Below are 19,204 nucleotides of genomic sequence, written 5' to 3'. Positions count from 1 at the left end.
AAAACAAAAAGAACGGTCGGCGCCTATCAGAAAGGCAATCGCTCCTGCGAGCGCCCTTAAATCATTGAGTATTTTAGCAAGCACTACTTTAGGTTAGGTGGCCGGGCTGTGGAGGGAATGGCCAGCGGCCAAGTTTTAGCTTGCGGCCTTTCGTTCTGCGGTTGTTTCCTGACATGGGCTAATGCACGCGAGCACCTCGAATGTCTGACGCAACTTCTTCTCCTCCACAACTCGACCCCGCGCCATCCAACTTTGATCGGCTACGCGCGAACTTGACGAATGGCAGTCTCGCCATCGCGCTGCTGGATAGCTGGCTCACCGGTCTACCTTCTACCGCTCAAGAACGAATGCTTTCTGCCGTGGATCAGCACGTCACCAAAAGCCAAACGACGAAATGAAGCATCGCATTCAGAGAATCGACCTTCAGGGCTTCCGCGGATTTGGCGCAAGTCCGCAATCCTTCACCCTGCCGGAATCCGTCACCGCTCTTTGGGGTGGCAATAGCCAGGGCAAGACGAGTCTCGCCGAAGCGATCGAGTTCCTTCTGACAGGGCATATCGCAAGGCGGGAACTCCTCGCCAGCGCCAAGGACGAATTTTCCCAATCCCTGCGAAATGCGCACCTACCAGCCGCAGTTTCGGTTTTTGTCGAAGCCACGTTCAAGTGTCCGGATGGAGTAAACCGCCGCCTCCGCCGAACCTTGACATCCGACTATGACGGCAGCACCGCTTGCACCAGTACGCTCCAAATGAACGGGGTGCAGTGCGCCGAATCTGACGTCGAAAGTACTTTGGGGCTTCGTCTTCTTCATCCGCCGCTTCGCGCGCCTGTGCTCGCCCAACACACCTTGGCGTACGTCTTTACCGCGTCCCCCAACGATCGCGCGGCATATTTTCGGGCGGTGCTCGACACCCAAGACCTCGAAGATTTCCGGTCTGCGGTTGCGAGCCTATCATCCCGTCTCAAGCCCCCGCAAAATACTGAACTCGAGGCACTCGCCGTTCTCGACACGATTCCAGGCCATGCCGCACACGCAAAAGCGATGCGCAACACCAAGACCGAGACGGCGCTCGGAGCGGCACTTTCACGCTCGGTTGAGGCCCTGCTTTTCTCAATTGGGATTGCCCTTAAGCCAACGCCGGCTGAACGAATCGACCAACTGAGTGCGGAGCTGGAAACAAGGCGGTCGCAAGCGTTTCCAATCGACCTCTTCGCTCGGAAAGCCCTTGCGCCGTGGAATACCCCTGCCGATGACCTTTCCAGCACGGTCGACGTTTTTCGACGCGAGCAAGCTGCTATTTCACAGGAGACACGCCGTCTCGTGTCGCTGTTCGAAAGCGCTCTTGCAATACCTGCCGTTCACGACTGCATCGAACCGACAGACTGTCCCCTTTGTGGTACCGCCAATGCCGTTACTCCCGAGCGGGTCGTATTTCTAAATGCTCAGCTCCGCACGAACGAATCCTATCAAAGTGCAGAGAAGGCGTTGCTAGCCTCCCTCCGCGGCGCCGACGCAAAGCTCGTTGCGCTTAATGACGCCGCGCAAGCCGCTTTGCCAAAGTTCATGGGTATTTTGGCTGCGGACCGGCGCAAACGCGGCTTCCGCGTAGCCCGCGTCGTGACGTTGTCGGCCGACCAAGACGGAGCCTCGCGTTGGGTTGCCGCAACGCGCGTGTTCTTCCGCGCGTACATGCGGTATCGCCGCTTAATCGTGGCGATCCGAGGCGAGATCAGCCAGGCGATAGGCGATCCGTTCTCCTGGAAGCGCGATACTGCACTAGCACAAAGCTTGGATCGCTTGCGAGAATACTATGCCGACCTTGAGGCAGCCACCGGCGGATATGGTTTGGCTATCGATGGCATTAGCGCAACGCTGAAAGCGTCCGTCGATCAGAGCACGAACACTCTCGGTTGGGAGGCACTTATTGCGTTGGCCCACAAGCCTTCAGCAGCTTGGTTTGCACTCGAGCAACTCCGCCATCACGAACAGGTCGTCAAGGCGATCGAAAAGGCCGTGCGCGACATCGACACGGCCAACGGCAAGGTATCTGACGAAAAGTTCGCTGACCTAAGTGCGCAGGTTCTGGCGTGGTGGGAACGCCTCCGCCCTGGCGAGCCGACATTCTTTAGCGCAGTGCAGCGGCGCGGAGCCAAGACGCGGCGCACCGTCGATTTGAAGGTCGCACTGTCTTCCAAAGATGATCGAAGCGATATCAAGCTCCGCGATGCCGTTGCCGTGTTCAGCCAATCGCAGCTCCATTGCTTAGGCCTCTCGCTATTCCTGGCTCGGGCGATCGAAGGAGGAGCAGGCTTCGTCGTCCTCGACGATCCTGTCCTCACGAGCGACGACGATTTTCGCCCAAACTTTGCTTCTTCTGTAATCGAAGCACTCTTGGATTCGAGCGTGCAGGTTATTGTCATCACGCAGGACCATAAAAGCTGGAAGGACATTGGCCATCGCTGGGAGCATCGTGGCGCAGCCCAGTTTCAGATTGTCCGCGAAAATGCCGTGGCTGGAACCGAGATTCGAGGGCAGGATGACGCACTCGCCACCATGCTTGCCCAAGCCCGCCCTTTCATCAATTCTCAGGACAGCGATCAGCGCAAAGAAGGAGCAACGCGCCTGCGCCGCGTGATCGAACGCTTTTGCAAGGAGTTGATCGTCAAATCGAGGATGGCGCGGGGCGACAACATGGCGTCCATAACGGACTATGATGGCAAGAACTATGGCGACTACGGCGCACAGGCGCTTGCACTGCTGACCCTTGATCCAGCTCATCGGGGCAAGCTCAACGCCGCCTACAGCTACGTCACGCCAGGGCCGCACGACGACACGCCGCCATCCACGGCCCAGCTCAAAGTAGCTGCCGGAGACCTTAATCGGCTGAAGAAAGACTATCTGCAATAATGTGCACGCTCTATTCCCCCCGCGGTGGCACTCGGTCGCCTTCAAGGTCGTGGATTTCCGGTTGCATGCCGTCAGGCGTCACTTCGAGCGTCGCAAGCGTGACCGGGATCTTGAAACGCCGGGGTCCCGCGCTGCCGGGATTCAGATAGAGAACGCCCCCGACTGTGTCGATCTTCGACACGTGAGAATGCCCGGAGACGATGACGTCGATGCCAGCGCCTGGATCAGCCTTCAGCGTCTTCAAGTCGTGCAGAACGTAGATCGACTTTCCCGCCAGGCGCACAAGCTTCGTGTCGGGGTAATCGCGGGCCCACTCGCCAGTATCCACGTTTCCACGAATGGCCGTGACGGGCGCGATGCGACGAAGCGCGTCGACGATCTCGGGGCGCCCGATGTCGCCGGCATGGATGATGTGATCGACGTCCGTCAAGCCCCGTTCCGCCTCGGGCCTCAACAGACCGTGCGTGTCCGAAATGATTCCAATCCTGAACATCATTTCCCGGCGCCCTCAACCGCGATCGCCAAAAGACGATCAAGAAACTCAACTTGAGCGGCCAACATCTTAGTTCGCGCAAGCTCGATATCAAACCATTCGGCGCAGTCGACTTCGGGAAAGCTCTGCCGTCGACCGCTTCGGGGCGGCCATTCGATATCGAAGGTATTGCTGATCAAGGCCGCCGGGTCAAAGTGGCCCTCGCCGGCGAATGCGATGACGCGCTTCCCTCCTCGCTGTCGGACTTCCCCCAGCGCCTGGAGTGGACCAATCAAAGCGCTCGGGCCGAGTTCTTCGGCAAACTCGCGTCGTGCGACGTTTTCCGGAGCATCATTGGCATCGATTTCGCCCTTTGGAATGGACCAGGCGCCGCTATCCTTCTTACGCCAGAACGGACCGCCGGGATGAACGAGCAGGACCTCCAGCCCACGAGCGCCCTTGCGGTATGCGAGAATGCCCGCGCTCAAAGTCGATCTCCTAGAAGTCTTTTTCACCGCAGCCATATCGCTCCCATTTTGCAGAGCATCCAACGCCTAGCGGGCGAGGAGCACTGAGGCGCGATGACCGGCTAGTTGCACAGCAAAGATCGTTCGAAACAGGCCAGTAGCGCAGCGAGCCCCGTTGTGACGCCTTTGTAGAACCTCGTCGAGATTGAGACTTGCTATCCGCCAATGCCGCCGGCGGACGACGAAGCAGAGGCCGTCCGGCGTCACCGCCACACAATCTAAGCCGACTTCCGCTGCGGTTTGGCTGCCGGCTTCTTCGCCGCGGCCTCTTTCGCCGGCTTCTTGCCTGCGATCGGCATCAGCATTTCCTTCTGGCCGGCCGCCGCCTTGCGCGGTTTTTTTCCTGGCTTCTTGGGTGCCTCTGTCGCTGCTGCCCCCTCGCTTCCAATGCTTTTGCGCAGCGCGTCCATCAGGTCGACGACGTTCTCGCCTCGAGGGCGCGCTTTCGCGGTGATGGGTTTGCCAGCGCGCTTCTGGTTGATGAGATCGATGAGGGCGGTTTCGTACTGGTCTTCGAACTTGTCCGGCTCGAAGTGACCCGCCTTCTGATTGACGATGTGCTTGGCGAGATCAAGCATATCCTTGGTGACTTTGACGTCCTGGATTTCGTCGAAATATTCCCCCGCGGATCGGACTTCGTAGGGATAGCGCAGCAAGGTGCCCATCAGCCCCTTTTCCAGCGGCTCGAGCGCGATGATGTGCTCGCGATTGGTCAGCACCACGCGACCGATCGCGACCTTGTTCATTTCGCGGATGGTTTCGCGGATAACCGCGAAGGCGTCGTGCCCGACTTTGCCATCTGGGGTCAGGTAGTAGGGGCGGATCAGATAGCGGGGGTCGATCTCGCTGCGGTCGACGAACTCGTCGATCTCGATCGTTCGCGTCGATTCCAGCGCGACATTCTCGAGCTCTTCCTTCGTCACCTCAATGAATGTGTCGGTGTCGACCTTGTAGCCCTTGACGATGTCTTCGTTATCGACCTCCTCACCGGTATCAGCGTCCACCTTGGCGTACTTGATGCGGTGGCCGGTCTTCCGGTTGAGTTGGTTGAACGAGACCTTTTCGGATTCCGACGTGGCCGGATAGAGCGCTACCGGACAAGTGACGAGGGAAAGTCGCAGGAAGCCTTTCCAGTTAGCGCGCGGAACCATCGCGGGGGAACTCCATTACTGACGCCGGATTCAAGACGAACGGCCCGGCTTGGTTCCGACACCGCGCCCCTTCCGAAACGATGATTTTTTCAAAATGAGGGTCCGAGCGGACTCGACATTTGTTCTTGTTATGTTCTAATTCGGAATGACCGATCGACCCGCGAGCTGGCGTATGCCGACCCCGAAGCAGATGGAAAAACTGGCCGCGGAAGCTGCCCGTAGACCCGGCCCGTCCGCGGCGGCTCCGGATGCGCCGCTTTCAGCGGAATATTGGGAATCGGTCCTGAAAGACCCTCGCGCCGACGAGAGCGTCGCCCAGAAGCGACAGCGGCGTCTTTCCGAGATTCAACGCCACGTGCTGCGCGTCTCCTGCCGCCGATGCGAGCGAACCGTGGAAATCCAGAAGGCCGATGCAGTCCGATTGTATGGCGCCAACGCGCTTTGGAAGGACGTGGCGCAGCGGTTGCTCGACAACACCTGCCAGCAGCGCACCGGCAGGCATGAAGAAGACGGGTGCTGGCCGGCGTTCGAGACGTCCTAGCCCGTTCCGGAACGCGATCCGATCGCTTGCGCCTGGATGTCCGGATGGCACCGAAGTATCACCCCACGCCCCTGTCGGGCGGCGATCGCAAGGCTCTGGCGAAAGAGCTCGGCAAGGCACGCGCGATGGCCAACATGCTTGCTGCCCAATCGTCGGAGATGCGGGCCAAGGGCGAGGCCATGATCCAGCAAGCTGACAGGCTGCTTTGCGAAAGCTGGAACGAGCGCATGTGGAGCGACGGCGATACAAACGGCGTAACCGCAGCAATGATAAGCGCCATTGCGCGAGCTGAACGTAGGCAAGAAATCAGCCTCGCCCATGCGCGGGTATGACTGTTCCGTCGTCCGCAGGGTGACTGCGTGGCTGATTTCAGATCAGGCCGGGAGGGAAAGATCGACCGCTGGCGCGACGAGCCCGGAGCGGCCGAGTGACAGCAAATGGTGCGCATGTTCACTCCTCGTCGGTCCAGATTGGAACAGCATGGCCAATGACCGCGGATGCCGGTATCGGGCCGAAATAGCGGCTATCCAGCGAGTCCGCCGACTCCCAGTTCATGACAAAAAGCTCGCCTTCACCAATAACGCGGCATCCTTGCCAGGACGGAAGCGGTCGGCCGCGGCCATCGCGCGCGCGAGCCTCTCCCATCTCAATGCCGTCGACCGTGATGGTGAGCGTTTCCCTGCAGACCGTATGGCCCGGCAACGCCAGCACCCGCTTGAGCATAGGTACCCCGACCGGCAGGTAGCCGTTCAGATCAAGGAAGGTTGCGAGCGGCTCGGGTGGTTGAACGGCCACGAGTTCGGTGACGGTCAATCTACCTGCTGGTTGCAGCCTGTAGAGACCGGTCGGGATGCTATTCGAGGCGTTCCAAATGTACCATGGTAACGCCTCTCCGATCGTAGAGAGCAGAAGAGCGATCGCCCCCAGCATGGTGAAGATGGTCCCGCATCGCCCCGTCATGATGCGATCCTCCGGCGATGCAGCCATGCCTGGTGGCGCGAGCGGGTGTATGGCCGGGGTGTTTCATTGACCGACAGACGGTTGTGGATGTGGTGCCAATAGTCGGGCGCGGCTTCGGCCGGATCTATGCCGAGCGCCTCGACAGCATCGATCAATTGCAAGACACGTTCGACCTTCGGCCAGCCGGACAGCCGCAGCAAGATATCGCCGCCGGGATTGATCCAGGGCACGGTCGAATAGCGCTGCCCTGGTGTGGCCGCGCGCAAGATGTCGATACGAGACAGGATCGTTCCGAAGTCGTTGGACGTCCATCTCACGAAAGCGAACACGCTGCCGGGGGCGAAGGATAGGACGCGGCGGCTATTGTCTAGAATCTGCTCCGATACTGGCCGACCGAACCGAATTCGATTCTCGATACGTTTCTCGAGCCACAGGAGCTCAACCGTCGTGACGTCGTTCACGATGAACCTCCAGGTTTGCATTTCGGAGAAGTGAGCGCGGTTTCACGAAACGCCGTGCGGCTCGCGAAAGCCATACGTGCCGGTCGGTCCGAGAACTCGCGGAAACGTGGAGTACTCAGATCCGTTAGAAGGAATCCGAAGGATTCCAAGTTAGGAAAGTTAAGAGAGCGGGAAGTTCTTGCAGGGCAAGGTGTTGGCCAGGATTTTGGTCCCAGATAGCACGAGGATCCGGTCCCCGATGGCACGATAGTCTTGGTCCCCGATAGCACGAGTTGATTCACAGCTTTTTCCCCGGCTGATGGGTGTCGCGGTCACGCAGTCGTTCAGCAAGGGGATCGACGAGAGCGGGCGCAAAGTTCAGTCGCTCGGTGCCGCGTGGATCGCAGGTGATGACGAGTTGGTAGCCCGGGAGCGTTTGACGGCGGACGATCTGGCGCAGGTCGTATGCAAAGTGCTTGAGGGGTGACAAGCTGCCGGATTTCGCATGAAGATGCACGATGTCGAAGCTCCAACCGCCTTGCTGGCGGCCGCCATGCTTGCGCACCAGACGATAAAGCCACCGCTCCAATCCCCCGGTGAGATCGAAATATGCGCGGTCGATCGTGAGCACGAGGGCTTCATTGAGGACGCCGGAGTAGAACCAATCGGGTAAGATGAGCTCCAACCCGCGGGGCTGGCCGTGCATGTCGGCCGTCTCTTTCCACTCATTGATCCAGGAGAAGCGATGCCGCCGGCGTTCGGTCGGCTGCCGGATCGACGTCAAGACAGTGGTCGACTGCAACCGATCGAGCGCAGCCTTGAGGCGGTCGTAGTCGCGAACGCTGGTGCCGCGGCCGACGAAAGTAAGGATCTCGTAGGGTGTGGCGGCCATCAACCGGGATGTCTTCAGGCCGGCGTCACGGGCCTCCACGATTTGCGATGCGGCCCAGATCAGGACATCGGCATCCCAGATCGTCGCCATGCCGTGTTCCGGCACGGCTTCGACACGAATGGAGACGGTCCCCGCGTGGAAGTCGATCGGTACGACGCGCTTGGACTTCGCCAACGAAAAGAACGGATAGGCCATCAAGTCCTGAGCGTCGCGCGGCGCAAGATCGCCGGGAAGCGCACGGAACAGGTCGAGCTGATCGCGCTCGGAGCGACGCTGAAGCGTAGAGGATCTGCTGTCGGACATGGATCAGCGCCGCTCTTTGCCAGCGTAGGGAATAGGTGCATGCCGCTTTGCCGGCAACACGCCGCCTGCACCGGGATCGCTGGTCGACGTCTTGGCGCCGCGGTCGACCCAAGCCTTGAGGTCATCAACCGCATAGACGACGCGACCACCGAGCTTGCGGTAGGTGGGGCCAGTGCCGTAGGTGCGGTGCTTCTCCAACGTGCGGCCGGACAGGCCGAGGAAGCGCGCGGCCTCTGGCGTGCGCAGGTATCGCGGCGGCAAGCCGGCGTTCGTATCGGACATTTGGCGGGCTCCGTGGTCGTCCGGCGCGCTGCCGACTTGCAGCGCGCGACGCCGGTCATAATCGCGGAGTGGACCTGCGTAGGGGGATGCCGAAGATAGGGATGGCCATTTTCGGCACCCCCACTACTCCTTGCGAGACGACGGCCGCAGCAATGCGCGATAGCCGCCGCGCATCAGCGCAAAACCATTTTGGACCAGGCGGATGGTCTGGTTGCGCAAGTCATGCGTCTTCCAGGCGCGCTCTGGAATGCGCTTCGGGCTGAAGAGAACTTGCGCGATTTCGCGATAGGTCGCGCCGGCCAGGCGGCCATCGAGCGCACGGAGCGCCATCGCCAAGCGACGTCGTCGATGTGCGGAAAACGCGTGCAAGGGCGCTCCGGGCGGACGGCCGTTGAGCGTGCGCCAGAACCGATCGATCCTTCGCCCACCATCGACCAAGCTGTGAATGGAGGCTTCCCTTGGCTCGAGATCAGGTGCACGCGCTGCAAGACGCCGAGCGACGTCGACCTTGCGGCGATGAAGCACCCGCCAACCACGTTCGTGCACGATCTTGCCAGCCGGCTGCGCTGCCGCAAATGCGCCAAGGCGGGCCGGCGTCCGTCCGCGACTCTGCTACAACTAGCTTGGCAACCTCGCCACCCTCGAACCGAAGCTTGAGCGATGTGCAATCTCTATTCGATCACGACAAATCAGGCCGCGATCAGCGCGCTATTCCGCGTCGTGAACCGATACGTGGGCAATTTGGCGCCAATGCCCGGCGTGTTTCCCGATTACAAGGCACCGATCGTGCGCAACGGAGCCGAGGGCCGCGAGCTCGCTACGGCCCGGTGGGGAATGCCATCGTCATCGAAGGCACTCATGGACGCCACGAAGAAGCGAGCCGAGAAGCAGCAGGCCAAGGGCAAGACGGTCGATTTCAAGGAATTGCTCAGAATGGAGCCGGACGGCGGCACGACTAACATCCGCAACGTCAAGAGCAAACATTGGGCTCGCTGGCTCGGCGTCGAAAATCGCTGCGTAGTGCCGTTCAACTCCTTCAGCGAGTTCAACAAGACTGAAGGCGGCGACATTTGGTTCGCGTTCGACGAGGCCCGGCCCCTCGCCTGCTTCGCCGGCATCTGGACCAACTGGACGTCGGTCCGGAAGGTCAAGGAAGGCGAGACCACAAACGACCTCTACGCGTTCCTCACGACGGAGCCGAACGCAGAGGTCGGCGCCATCCATCCCAAGGCGATGCCCGTGATCCTAACGACGCCGGATGAGGTGGAGACCTGGTTGACGGCTCCTCTGGACGAAGCCATGAAGCTGCAGCGGCCGCTCGCCGACGGAACGCTCCGGATCGTCGCCCGTGGCGTCAAGGAAGACCCGGCCGGGCTAACGCCGTGACCATCGAAGTCGATGAAGACCAGACAGGTTCGGGGTCACCAGCGCAAGATCATCCACAACGACGTGGACACCTTTTGATGCATCCGTCGAGCAGCGGGACAAGACTATCATGAAAGTCGTCATTCCCACCGAATTGACAGCTCTGGGACAGTATCTTCCACGCTTCCTTGGCCTTGTCGGCGAAAGACTTTGGTTCAAGCGCTTGGACCAACTCGATGCGGAACAGCATAGGTCGCCTTTCCGCTGGAAAATCATTAGCGATTATCACTGGCTTGAAATGGCGATTGGCTTTCAGCATGACGTCTTAACAAAGGAAGGCGTTTTGCGGCCAGAATTGGTCGATGAACTGATCGTCGCAGCTCTGAAGTTCGCAGCAAGCACGGTCGAAATACACGCGCGGCTATCGCCCGTCGGACAAAAGAACTTGGCAGGTCGGTTGCGCGATTGCCTCAAGGCAGAGACAGGTTACGCATCTCTATTCCTCGAGCTCGATCTCGCCCAAAGGCTGATGGATGCCGGGTTCGACGTTAGTTTTGCCGACATGGAGGGAACGGCCCAGTTCGATCTCCTATTCAGCAAGGATACCTTCGCCGGTGAGGTTGAATGCAAAAGCCAGTCGGCCGACGCTGGTCGACAGATCCACCGGAAAGACTTCTACCGCTTCATGGAAGCGATTCTGCCAGCACTTGACGTGCAACGCGCTGTTTGCCGACGCGAAGTCTTGCTCATTACGCTCGACATGCGGCTGTCGCCGAACACTTCGGACCAAACCGGGCTCCTTACGGCAGTCCGGTCAATTCTAGTGGACGGTGCGCGGACATCATTTGCTGGAGACGGCTTCGTTCTGGAGCGCCTGAACTTCGATGCCGTGGCGCCGGATCAATCGATGTCAGGCCCCGAGGCGCTTTACAAGGCTTGCGGTACAGCATTCGGAGCGAACACTCACATCTCGGGTGGCCTTACCGCGGAAGGCGGTTGCCTTGTTGTCATGCGCAGCAAACGCGAGGACGACTCCTCTAAACCATTGCTCGAAGCAATGCGCAAAGCCGCGAGCCAGTTGTCCGGCCAGCGTCCGGGTTTCATAGCAATCCAGGATCACGGGATTTCGGCTGCCGATCTCATTCTTCCTCATGTCCAGCGACGAGCGGCCATCCTGTCATTGGCCCTGTATGGTCGCTATGGCGGATCGCATGTTACCGCAACTTATGTGACTGCGTTCGGAGCGGTCATCTTGCGTAACGGGGTGTTGGGTACGCCAGCGTTCGCTGTTCTCAATCCTGAGCCTAAGTTTCCATTAAATCCAGCCGACGCATCGTCGCTCCTTGCGCTCATGTCGGACGAGACTTACACAGGCAGCACCGGGCCATCGTCTTCTGAGACCGATTTTGCCTAGTGGTCGCCCGTCGAATTGACTGAACAGGAGGCCACACGGCTGACCGGTCCCAACGCTGACAAGACGGGTTAGGCAGTTCCGAACCACTGTTGCGTCAGGATAAGTAGTTCTGCCACCGCCTCCGATGGGCTTGGCGGGCCGAGCGTATCCGGATTCAGTCTAAGGCAACGATCGTCGACCTTGATACCGAAATCCCTCCGGCGTCTTTCCGTCCGGTATATTCTTGGCCGCATGCACCAATTCAACCCAGCCCGATGTCGGCGAGACGCCGCCTTCCGGAATCCACTCGGACCCCCGATGCCCGTCCGGACGTCGTTCGCTTATGGATGCCTCCTCCTGCGATGCGCCGCATCCCCCGGACCCGCGGCGCGTTCATGTTCAATGACATAGCCGCGGCGCGAGGGCCGGACTCCGTCGTGTTGTTCAACGAAAATCTCCGGATCGCTGCAAGATCGGTCACTTCGGCCGTTCTTGAGTTTGAACGGTCGGTTGCTGAGATTTCGTCGCCAGCGAATCCTTGAGCCAGCTCACGCTCAACGCGACGACGACCGCCAGTACGAGAGCGGCGATTCCGCGGTAATAGTTCTGCTCGCGCTCGATCGCGTGGATCCGGTCGCTCAGCGATTTCTCCTGATCCTTGATCTTCTTGGACAGGCCCGCGAACGATTGCAGCTCGCCCGCGACCGAGGTGACGACGTCGATGTCGATGCCCCTGTGGACCGGTCCGTCCTTCTTGAGCTTCGTCTCGCGGTCGAGGCGCGCGAACCAGATCAGGAAGATGGGCTGCCCCCGCCTCAGATGGATCGGCACCGGCCCGGCGTTGAACACGGCGAAGGTCAACTGGCCGCGATAGCCAGGATCGACGTGGAAGCCCGATACGTTGACCAGCCCCCTGAACTTGATCCTGGCGCGGATTGAGATGAACGCGATCGCGTCCGCTGGCACCGAAACGACCTCCTCGGAGAGAAGAAACGCGAATTGTCCCGGCGGGATGGTGAATGCCTCTTCCTCGGAAAGCCTGCGGACCGTCACCTGCGCGGGATCGACCGACTGATCGCTGGGCGACACGTACACCTCCGGCCCGACGGCCAGGGTGTACGCGGCGCAGTCGATCCTTTCGGCGGAGAACGGCTCGATCAGATCCGGCAGCCGCTCGCCCAATGTCTCGCCGCTCCAGAAATATCCATCCATGATCGCCCTCCGCCTGCTGGCCCAGGACGACGATTATCACACAACCCGGGATTGTCCGAGACGCCGGACCTCGATAGAATCATGCACATGGTGGTGCTGGGACATGGGGTCGATCTCGTGGACGTCGAAGCGATCCGTCGCTGGATCGAAGATCCGCGGGATCCTCTCGTCTCCCGCTGCTTCAATGCCGAGGAGATCGCGGAGATCGGCGAAGAATCGGACCGGGTCGAGCGTCTCGCCGGCAGGTTCGCCGCCAAGGAGGCGGTGCTTAAGGCGCTCGGCACCGGATATGGCGCCGGCATCTCCTTCAAGAACGTCGTGGTGCGCCGGAATGCGGGACGTCCTCCCGAAGTGGTCCTGAGCGGGGGTGCGGCGCTGGCCGCCGCCGCGATGGGCGTCGTCGACTGGAAACTGAGCATCAGTCACGCCGGCGGCATGGCCATCGCCAGCGCGATCGCGCTCGGCGTTCCGGTTCAGTCCGCGCTCTCGCGCGAGGGACCCAGATAGTCCAGGCGGTGCGCGTCGAGGTCGACGGAGATGCGGCCGCCGCCGGCGGCATGCACCGCGCGCCAGACCTCGAAGCCCTGAAGGATTGCCTGTTCCCACTCGCCCGTCTTGCGCAGCTTCACCTCCAGGTGCGACGTCATGTCCTTGATCGTGCGTAGAAGTTGAAAGTCCAGGCGCCCCACCCCGTCGAGCATCCGATGCCGGCGGGCGTAGTCGAACACGAGGGCGGCAATGCCCTCCTCGATCACTGCCGCGCGACCGCCGTCCTCCACTTCGTCGAGCAGCGGTCTGCTCTTCCGCTTCCGCCGGATCAGCGACCGCGTGACCGGCGACCAGCCGAGAACCGCGGCGTAGGCGAAATGGAAGACGTCGTGAAAGCGATAGCCGTCGGGATCGTAGGCGTTGTCCGTGAGCTCACTTCCGAACGGCTCGCCGTCGATGACGACGCGCACCCGCCGGCGGACGCCCACGTCGCAGTCGACCAATTCGACCTCGAACCTGCGCGGCAGGCGTTCGTTGTCGGGAAGATCGGCGTCGAAGCTGTCCGACGTCGCGCCGCCGGAAAGGAAGCGACCGCGCGTCTTGTGAAGGTTGGCGGCAGCGACTTCGTCGAGGTCGAGACCGAACTTGCTGGCGACGTTCGCGACGTACCACATCAGATCGCCGAGCTCCTCGGATACACGCTCCTTGAAGAGTCGATGCGCCTCGCCGTCCCGTAAGTGCTTCTTGTATTCGCTCAGCAACTGGCCCGTCTCTCCGGCGAGACCTAGCATCGGCACGATCAGCGACGTCATGTCGTCCGGTCCCTTGGCCGGCACGCGATCGGTGCCCAGAGCCTCCCGCTGGTAGGTCTTGAAGTCCATCCTATGCTCCTGTCGCGGCGGGTCGCCCGAACGGTGGCGCGCCCGATTCGATCTTCAGGTTCAGTTTCCATTTCGGCGGGTAGAACGGTTTGATGGGCGTCAAAGTCGGCTGGAATTTCTGCTTGATGCGGGTCCGCCCGGTTTTGCCCGACACGTGCGGGTGGACCACGCGGGCGTACTTGTCGACCTCGCAGAACAGGTTCTGACAATCGATTAGCTGGAGACGGCGCCCCCACAGGCTTTCGAACTCAAGACCGTAGCGGTCGAACTCCCGCTCCTGGATGTCCGCCATCAGGCGGATCAGTTCGGGTTCGTTCAGTCCGCCGGGGTCCCGGAAACATTTGCGCAGGCCGTCCCGCGCGCCCGGTCCCGGAACGACGAACTCCATCTCGCTGAAGTCGGTGATCTCGCTGTAGTTGACGTCGATGATGAACTGGTAGGCCAGGAAGTCTCCGATCGTCGGATAGGAACGCAGCTTCTCGAAACCGTCCTGCATCGAGTAGGCCTGCGCCAGACGGTCCGGAAGGCGATCAGCCATCATCCGCTCGAGCATCAACAGGTTGTTCTGGTGCTTGGCGGGACGCCCGTAGGCGGCCGCGCCCGGCGGCATTATGTAGGCCGCCGAGTAGATCTGCTTGCCTGCGGCTTTCGCGCGGTCGAGCACGGCGTTGAAGCGTTCGAAGCGGTAGTCCTCAAAGGTAATCTGTCCCAGCGCACGCTCGAGCATCTCCCAGGTCTCGATCTTGTTGAACAGCTTGAACAGCAGTATCCTGAAGAACACCTCTGCGTGGGTCTTCGGCAGGTCCTCGCGGTATATCACCCGCCTGATCAGATACTGGCTGACGCGATCGGACGCGCGGTACGCGTTGGTGAACTTGTAGGTCCCGATCACTCCGTCGCGCGTCCACGGCGGCGCTTCCGCACGCGCCCTGCGGAAGAAGACGGCCTGCCGCTCCGCCGCGAAACGCCAATAGCTTTCGTAGACCTCCGATATCATCGCCGGCGCCAGATGGCTCAAGACGGTCGGAGACGCGGGCCGCCGATCGTCCGACACCCCGCCCGCTTCCGTCCTTCTCCTTGCGCCGCGCGTCCTGGCCGACCGGTTACGCGAAGACTCCTTCAAACCGAAACTCCCCCTGCGAGCCCGACCGGCTCGCCAATTCCCGGGACGATCGACGGCGCGACGGCGGTGCGCAAGGTGGCGATCATCGAATCCAAGGACGCGTCCTTCTTCCTGACGCCGTCGAGCTTGGCGACGCCGACGGTCACGTTGAGCCTGACGAGCGGAAGCTGCATCTCGTGCGCCATGAAGGCGCCGAGCCGCGCGAGCCCGAGATAGTTGCCGTAGGCCTTATCAAACACGTATTGGGTGGCATAGAAGGCGTTGGCGACGAGACCCTCGTTCGTAGGCACAAATGAGACGTGCTGCAGACACGGAAACACCAGTCGCGCCTGCCTCGTGTGATCGCGGGCCGGATCGAAGATCGAAACCTGCAGCATGGTGTCGCGGACACCCTCCTTCCAGTTCGACAGAATGAATTCCAGTTGATTGCCGTTCGAAGGCGTCGCCTCGTTGAAATGCGTCATGCGCTCGAAGTAAAGTCCCCTGCCGTTGACCGAGCGATTCATCGCGACGTAGCGCGGAAACGCGCCAGAATAGAGGGCGAACAGGCGTTCCCGGTCTCCCCGTGCGATCTTCCACAGCCGCTCGGGGAAGATCGTGAAGGCCACGGTATCGACGGAGATCTTCTTCTTCAGCTTGAGCGTCCTATCGAGGGCGTCGCGCACGTCGGCGATCTCGGGAACGACGCCGTCCGCATCGAATCCAGTCAGGCTCAGCGTCAGGGGCGAGATCTCCGTCCGCCGACCGTCGTAGATGGCGAGGAACAGTCGCGCCCAGCCCCGGGACAGATTGGTGTCGCTTATGACTGTCGGTTCGTCGGCGTGAGAATTCGACCTACTCATCGGGATCTTCCTCCAGGTGCCTGAATTGAGCCAACCCCACGTATTCCTTGGGTGCGACGCGGACGAACGTCGCCCAATCCCCGACCGCCGCCCGCACGATGCCGGGACGCACGGCGCGGAAGACGCGGCCGGCTTCGACGTCGCCTTCACGGACGAGCGCGGAGCCCTCGGCTTCGGTGCCGCCCGGCATCAGCACGAGAGTACCGACCTCGGCGTCGATCGTGGTCGAGACGCGGTGACGGTCCGCCAGGATCAGCGGCTCGGGAACGAGCCTGCCGAGCAGTCCAGCGCGGATCGCGCGCGGTCCCGTACGCTTCAGGATCTTGGCGCGTCCGTAGGGAATGATCTTCACGCCGAGCGAAAGGTGCGTGAGCAGCGTCTCGTAACCCACGCCGAACTCGCACGCGACCGCGAACATCTGCTCCGGGCTCGCCGCCGCGGCCGTCCAGCCGCGCGCGCGGAACGCGCGCCGCAGACCGATCGTGGGCATCATCAGGAAGCCCGCGAAGGTGTCCGCGAGGAATTCCTTCGGGTCGTTCCAGGGGTTCTCCTTCGCGTCCTCGCGGAGCTCGTCGATCGAACTGCCGTGGCCGAAGACGTGATGACCGAGTTCGTGCGCGCAATTGAAGGCGCGTCGCGGAAGCGGCCGGCGCGCCGACAGGTGGATGCGCGGCTGGGCGCCGCGTTGGTACATGCCTTCCATATTGATGGCGTTGAAGCGGACGTTCACGCCGAGCTTCTCGCAGATCCCGTAGACGCAGATCGGCTGCGACTGGTGCGCTTCCGCTTTGGTGCGCGTCGCGACCGCGGCCTTGAGCGCGCGCGAGGCCAGTGAGATCCGGTCGAAAGCCGGTTTGTCCGTCCGCTGCATCTGCATTAGCCGTCGCTTCCCTCGTTTTTTTCGTCGCGCATCACGGCCAGCAGCTTGAGCAGCCTCTGGAGGTCCTCGGGCTTGAGCTTGGAAAGCTCGCGCGCGGCGAGTTCGAGGCGGGGATCCTCGGCCGCGACCGCATCGGGCACTTCGCGGAGCAACCAGGCCACGCTCACGTCGTAGAGGGAGGCCAGCTTCGCGAGCTCTTCGGCGGAGACCCTGCGGTTGCCCGCTTCCATCTCCGATACCGACGGCCGATGCAGTCCCAGAATACGGGCGACATGTCCCTGCGAAAGACCGGCGAGCCGCCGGGCTTCCTTGAGACGTTCGGCGATCTGGCCGCGCTTGACTGATTCCTGATCCGTCATGCCGCGGCTTGCTTCTCGCCCTGCTTCTTCTGCAGCTCGCACACGAAGACGGCGATCTCGTCGAGCGAGCGCGGCTCCTTGGTCGTCTCGTCGATGAAGATGTTGACGTCATCGGGGATAGGGACGTCGATCTGCGTGGCCAGGATCGTGGTCGCGACCGGCCACACCTTGCTGTCGAATTCCGGAACGGCGCCGACGGGCTTGGTCGCGCCGGTGAGCGGCGGACATTCAAGCTCGCTGTCGCTCTGTATCTGGTCGATGATCGCGATCAGGGTTTTCACAAGCTCTTTGGGTTCCATGGGTTCTCCGATCTGACCCTTGGTAAGATAATCTTACATTGACATTCGTCAAGAGGGGCCGGCCCCCTTTCTTGCGATCGCAACCTTGCGTACGTGAAGATGTTGTTTACCTGATTGAAAATGCTGGCATACGTACGTGTACGGAAATCCTTGCATGTCAGAAAAACTTACCCTATTTTCTGACGAGAGGAGCGATCTCAATGATTTCGGTTGCGGATAAAATCCTGCGGTATGTTCGAGCTCGGGGTCCGGGCAGCGTTTTCACGCCCTCGGATTTCATCAGGTTCGGCAGTCGTCCCGCCGTGGACCAAGCCTTGTCGCGCCTCTGCAAGGACAAGCGTATTCGCCGTCTCGCCCATGGTCTCTACGACTATCCGCGCGTACACGCGCAGCTGGGCGACCTGGCGCCAGCGCCGGATGCAATCGCCAAGGCCTTCGCGCGCGAGACCGGCTCGCACCTGCAGATGACGGGAGCGCAGGCGGCCAACGCCCTCGGATTGTCCACTCAGGTGCCGGCACGCAGCGTATATCTGACCGACGGACCGTCGCGCCGGGTCGTGCTCGGCAAGCGGACTGTCGATATCCGCCACGCCTCGCCCAAGCATCTGATCGCGCCGGGCAGCATGGCCGGCAACGTCGTCCAGGCGCTGCGCCATCTCGGCCCCGACTCGACTGCGGCCGTGGTTGCCGCCGCAGCCGCGCGCATGAAGGATTCCGACCGGCGCGCGCTGGCGAGCGGCATCAAGCAGGCTCCCGCCTGGATGCGGCCCGCGCTTGACCAGATCGTTCAGCGGACGGCCGCCTAAACCGTGGACACGATCGCCAAGACGCCGGCTGCGGACCGCGCCGCCCTTTTCAACGAAGCGGGCGCGGCCCGCGGCCTAGCGAACGCGATCATCGAAAAGGACTTCTGGGTCTGCTGGACGCTGAAGCGTCTCTTCGGCATCCAGAGCGAAGACTCGCCCGATCTCGTCTTCAAAGGCGGAACGTCGCTGTCAAAAGCGTACGGCGCGATCCGCCGGTTCTCGGAAGACATTGACCTGTCGTTCGATCGGGCCGACCTCGGTTATGAGGGCGCACGAAATCCAGAAGAGGCCCCTTCAAGAAAGAAGGCCGACCGGCTGATCGAAGATCTGGTTGCAGACGTCGAGAAGCACATTGCAGACGTAGTGTTGCCAACCTTGACCGCAGCCATCGCCGGCGAGTTGGGTCCGGCCGATCAGGCCGGATGGAGCCTAACGATCGAGCCGGGCCATCCCCAGAACTTGATCTTCGAGTACCCGTCGAGCCTGTCCGCCGGTGACTACGCCGGCTTCGCGTACATGAGCCGCAGGGTGAAGTTAGAGTTCGGAGCGCGTGGCGATCCCTGGCCCACCGAAAAGCGGCAAATCAAATCCTACGCCGCGCAGCAGTTTCCCGACCTCTTCGCCGACCCCGCATGCACCGTGGACGTCCTGGCGCTGCGGCGCACCTTCTGGGAGAAGGCGACGGCACTTCATGCCGAGCACCATCGCGAACCGCAGTCGCCGACGCCACCGTACTTCTCGCGGCACTACTACGACCTTGCGACGCTGGCGGACACGGACGAGGGCAAGGAAGCAATGATGGACGGCGATCTGCTGAAGCAGGTCGCCGACCACAAGTCGGTCTTCTTCCGCGCGGCCTGGGCGAACTATGACACCGCTCGCGTCGGTACTCTTCGGCTTTCGCCCCACCCCGATCGCGTCGCAGATCTGCGTGCCGACTACCGCAAGATGGCGCCGATGATGTTCGACGATCCGCCGCCGACCTTTGACGCTATCCTGGACCGGATCGCCCAGCTCGAGAAGCGGATCAACGGCGCCTAAGGCGCCTGCATCCGCCGCCCTTCAGGCGGGAATAGCGA

The 19,204-nt window shown here is 61.5% G+C and carries 23 protein-coding genes and 2 pseudogenes; 10 read left to right on the top strand and 15 right to left on the bottom strand.

What is annotated here, in order from left to right; translation table 11 throughout:
• Positions 1–200: 200 nt before the first annotated feature.
• Both NLM27_RS02840 and NLM27_RS02835 read left to right on the top strand, forming a co-directional pair.
• Positions 201–398 (top strand): hypothetical protein, encoded by a 198-nt coding sequence (locus tag NLM27_RS02840; RefSeq protein WP_254141891.1) that lies wholly within the window; start codon positions 201–203, stop codon positions 396–398.
• A complete protein-coding gene (locus tag NLM27_RS02835; RefSeq protein ID WP_254141890.1) occupies positions 395–2,908 on the top strand; it encodes an AAA family ATPase in 2,514 nt (837 codons plus the stop codon). Before NLM27_RS02840 ends, NLM27_RS02835 begins: the two co-directional genes overlap by 4 nt.
• Positions 2,909–2,918: 10 nt before the next feature.
• On the opposite strand, the gene NLM27_RS02830 is transcribed toward NLM27_RS02835, so the two are convergent.
• From NLM27_RS02830 to NLM27_RS02820, 3 genes are all read right to left on the bottom strand, one after another.
• A complete protein-coding gene (locus NLM27_RS02830) occupies positions 2,919–3,404 on the bottom strand; it encodes a metallophosphoesterase family protein (protein WP_254141889.1) in 486 nt (161 codons plus the stop codon).
• A complete protein-coding gene (locus NLM27_RS02825) occupies positions 3,401–3,904 on the bottom strand; it encodes an NUDIX domain-containing protein (protein ID WP_254141888.1) in 504 nt (167 codons plus the stop codon). Before NLM27_RS02825 ends, NLM27_RS02830 begins: the two co-directional genes overlap by 4 nt.
• Before the next feature lie 221 nt (positions 3,905–4,125).
• Complete coding sequence (locus tag NLM27_RS02820) at positions 4,126–5,058, bottom strand: Ku protein (protein WP_254141887.1); 933 nt, start codon at positions 5,056–5,058, stop codon at positions 4,126–4,128.
• Between the two features lie 145 nt (positions 5,059–5,203).
• Between NLM27_RS02820 and NLM27_RS02815 the strand changes: the two genes are divergently transcribed.
• A complete protein-coding gene (locus NLM27_RS02815; protein WP_254141886.1) occupies positions 5,204–5,599 on the top strand; it encodes a hypothetical protein in 396 nt (131 codons plus the stop codon).
• Positions 5,600–5,643: 44 nt separating this feature from the next.
• Positions 5,644–5,844, top strand: a pseudogene (locus NLM27_RS02810) (hypothetical protein); the annotation flags it as partial.
• Positions 5,845–6,049: 205 nt separating this feature from the next.
• Here NLM27_RS02810 and NLM27_RS02805 read toward each other — a convergent pair.
• The 5 genes from NLM27_RS02805 to NLM27_RS43755 all read right to left on the bottom strand — a co-directional run bounded on the left by NLM27_RS02805 (position 6,050) and on the right by NLM27_RS43755 (position 9,001).
• Complete coding sequence (locus NLM27_RS02805) at positions 6,050–6,559, bottom strand: S26 family signal peptidase (protein ID WP_254141885.1); 510 nt, start codon at positions 6,557–6,559, stop codon at positions 6,050–6,052.
• Positions 6,556–7,020 carry a DUF2840 domain-containing protein gene (locus NLM27_RS02800; protein WP_254141884.1) on the bottom strand — a complete coding sequence of 155 codons (465 nt, stop codon included), beginning with the start codon at positions 7,018–7,020 and terminating at the stop codon, positions 6,556–6,558. The genes NLM27_RS02805 and NLM27_RS02800 overlap by 4 nt, the downstream gene beginning before the upstream one ends.
• Before the next feature lie 277 nt (positions 7,021–7,297).
• Positions 7,298–8,194: a replication initiator protein A gene (locus tag NLM27_RS02795; RefSeq protein WP_254141883.1), complete on the bottom strand. Its 897-nt coding sequence runs from the start codon at positions 8,192–8,194 to the stop codon at positions 7,298–7,300.
• Positions 8,195–8,197: 3 nt separating this feature from the next.
• Positions 8,198–8,476, bottom strand: coding sequence for an AlpA family transcriptional regulator (locus tag NLM27_RS02790; protein WP_254141882.1), 279 nt, complete (start codon positions 8,474–8,476; stop codon positions 8,198–8,200).
• 123 nt (positions 8,477–8,599) lie between these two features.
• Complete coding sequence (locus NLM27_RS43755; RefSeq protein ID WP_254141881.1) at positions 8,600–9,001, bottom strand: DUF2285 domain-containing protein; 402 nt, start codon at positions 8,999–9,001, stop codon at positions 8,600–8,602.
• On the opposite strand from NLM27_RS43755, the pseudogene NLM27_RS02780 reads away from it, so the two are divergent.
• From NLM27_RS02780 to NLM27_RS02770, 3 genes and pseudogenes are all read left to right on the top strand, one after another.
• Positions 8,882–9,133: pseudogene (locus NLM27_RS02780) on the top strand (hypothetical protein); the annotation flags it as partial. The gene NLM27_RS43755 and the pseudogene NLM27_RS02780 overlap by 120 nt on opposite strands.
• 3 nt (positions 9,134–9,136) lie before the next feature.
• A complete protein-coding gene (locus tag NLM27_RS02775; RefSeq protein WP_254141880.1) occupies positions 9,137–9,862 on the top strand; it encodes an SOS response-associated peptidase in 726 nt (241 codons plus the stop codon).
• 109 nt (positions 9,863–9,971) lie between these two features.
• Positions 9,972–11,255, top strand: coding sequence for a hypothetical protein (locus tag NLM27_RS02770; protein ID WP_254141879.1), 1,284 nt, complete (start codon positions 9,972–9,974; stop codon positions 11,253–11,255).
• A 456-nt stretch (positions 11,256–11,711) separates the two neighbouring features.
• Here the strand turns inward: NLM27_RS02770 and NLM27_RS02765 are convergent, their stop codons facing one another.
• Positions 11,712–12,416, bottom strand: coding sequence for a deoxycytidine triphosphate deaminase (locus tag NLM27_RS02765; protein WP_254141878.1), 705 nt, complete (start codon positions 12,414–12,416; stop codon positions 11,712–11,714).
• A 111-nt stretch (positions 12,417–12,527) separates the two neighbouring features.
• Here NLM27_RS02765 and acpS point away from each other — a divergent pair, with 111 nt between their 5' ends.
• A complete protein-coding gene (gene acpS / locus NLM27_RS02760; protein ID WP_254141877.1) occupies positions 12,528–12,953 on the top strand; it encodes a holo-ACP synthase in 426 nt (141 codons plus the stop codon).
• On the opposite strand, the gene NLM27_RS02755 is transcribed toward acpS, so the two are convergent.
• The 6 genes from NLM27_RS02755 to NLM27_RS02730 all read right to left on the bottom strand — a co-directional run bounded on the left by NLM27_RS02755 (position 12,920) and on the right by NLM27_RS02730 (position 17,319).
• Positions 12,920–13,816 (bottom strand): nucleoside triphosphate pyrophosphohydrolase family protein, encoded by an 897-nt coding sequence (locus NLM27_RS02755; RefSeq protein ID WP_254141876.1) that lies wholly within the window; start codon positions 13,814–13,816, stop codon positions 12,920–12,922. The two genes, acpS and NLM27_RS02755, sit on opposite strands and share 34 nt — an antisense overlap.
• A 1-nt stretch (position 13,817) precedes the next feature.
• A complete protein-coding gene (locus NLM27_RS02750) occupies positions 13,818–14,813 on the bottom strand; it encodes a nucleotide kinase domain-containing protein (RefSeq protein ID WP_254148737.1) in 996 nt (331 codons plus the stop codon).
• A gap of 122 nt (positions 14,814–14,935) precedes the next feature.
• Positions 14,936–15,781, bottom strand: coding sequence for a thymidylate synthase (locus NLM27_RS02745; RefSeq protein WP_254141875.1), 846 nt, complete (start codon positions 15,779–15,781; stop codon positions 14,936–14,938).
• Positions 15,774–16,652 (bottom strand): ImmA/IrrE family metallo-endopeptidase, encoded by an 879-nt coding sequence (locus tag NLM27_RS02740; protein ID WP_254141874.1) that lies wholly within the window; start codon positions 16,650–16,652, stop codon positions 15,774–15,776. The genes NLM27_RS02745 and NLM27_RS02740 overlap by 8 nt, the downstream gene beginning before the upstream one ends.
• 5 nt (positions 16,653–16,657) lie before the next feature.
• A complete protein-coding gene (locus tag NLM27_RS02735; RefSeq protein ID WP_254141873.1) occupies positions 16,658–17,020 on the bottom strand; it encodes a helix-turn-helix domain-containing protein in 363 nt (120 codons plus the stop codon).
• Positions 17,017–17,319 (bottom strand): hypothetical protein, encoded by a 303-nt coding sequence (locus tag NLM27_RS02730; protein WP_254141872.1) that lies wholly within the window; start codon positions 17,317–17,319, stop codon positions 17,017–17,019. Before NLM27_RS02730 ends, NLM27_RS02735 begins: the two co-directional genes overlap by 4 nt.
• Before the next feature lie 200 nt (positions 17,320–17,519).
• Here NLM27_RS02730 and NLM27_RS02725 point away from each other — a divergent pair, with 200 nt between their 5' ends.
• Positions 17,520–18,125, top strand: coding sequence for a DUF6088 family protein (locus NLM27_RS02725; protein WP_254141871.1), 606 nt, complete (start codon positions 17,520–17,522; stop codon positions 18,123–18,125).
• A 3-nt stretch (positions 18,126–18,128) separates the two neighbouring features.
• The gene (locus NLM27_RS02720; protein WP_254141870.1) at positions 18,129–19,166 is read left to right on the top strand and encodes a nucleotidyl transferase AbiEii/AbiGii toxin family protein; all 1,038 of its coding nucleotides are present in this window, start codon (positions 18,129–18,131) and stop codon (positions 19,164–19,166) included.
• Positions 19,167–19,204: the final 38 nt, after the last annotated feature.

The organism is Bradyrhizobium sp. CCGB12, assembly GCF_024199845.1.
Taxonomy (GTDB): Bacteria; Pseudomonadota; Alphaproteobacteria; order Rhizobiales; family Xanthobacteraceae; genus Bradyrhizobium.
This window is presented reverse-complemented; position numbering and strand designations above follow the sequence as displayed.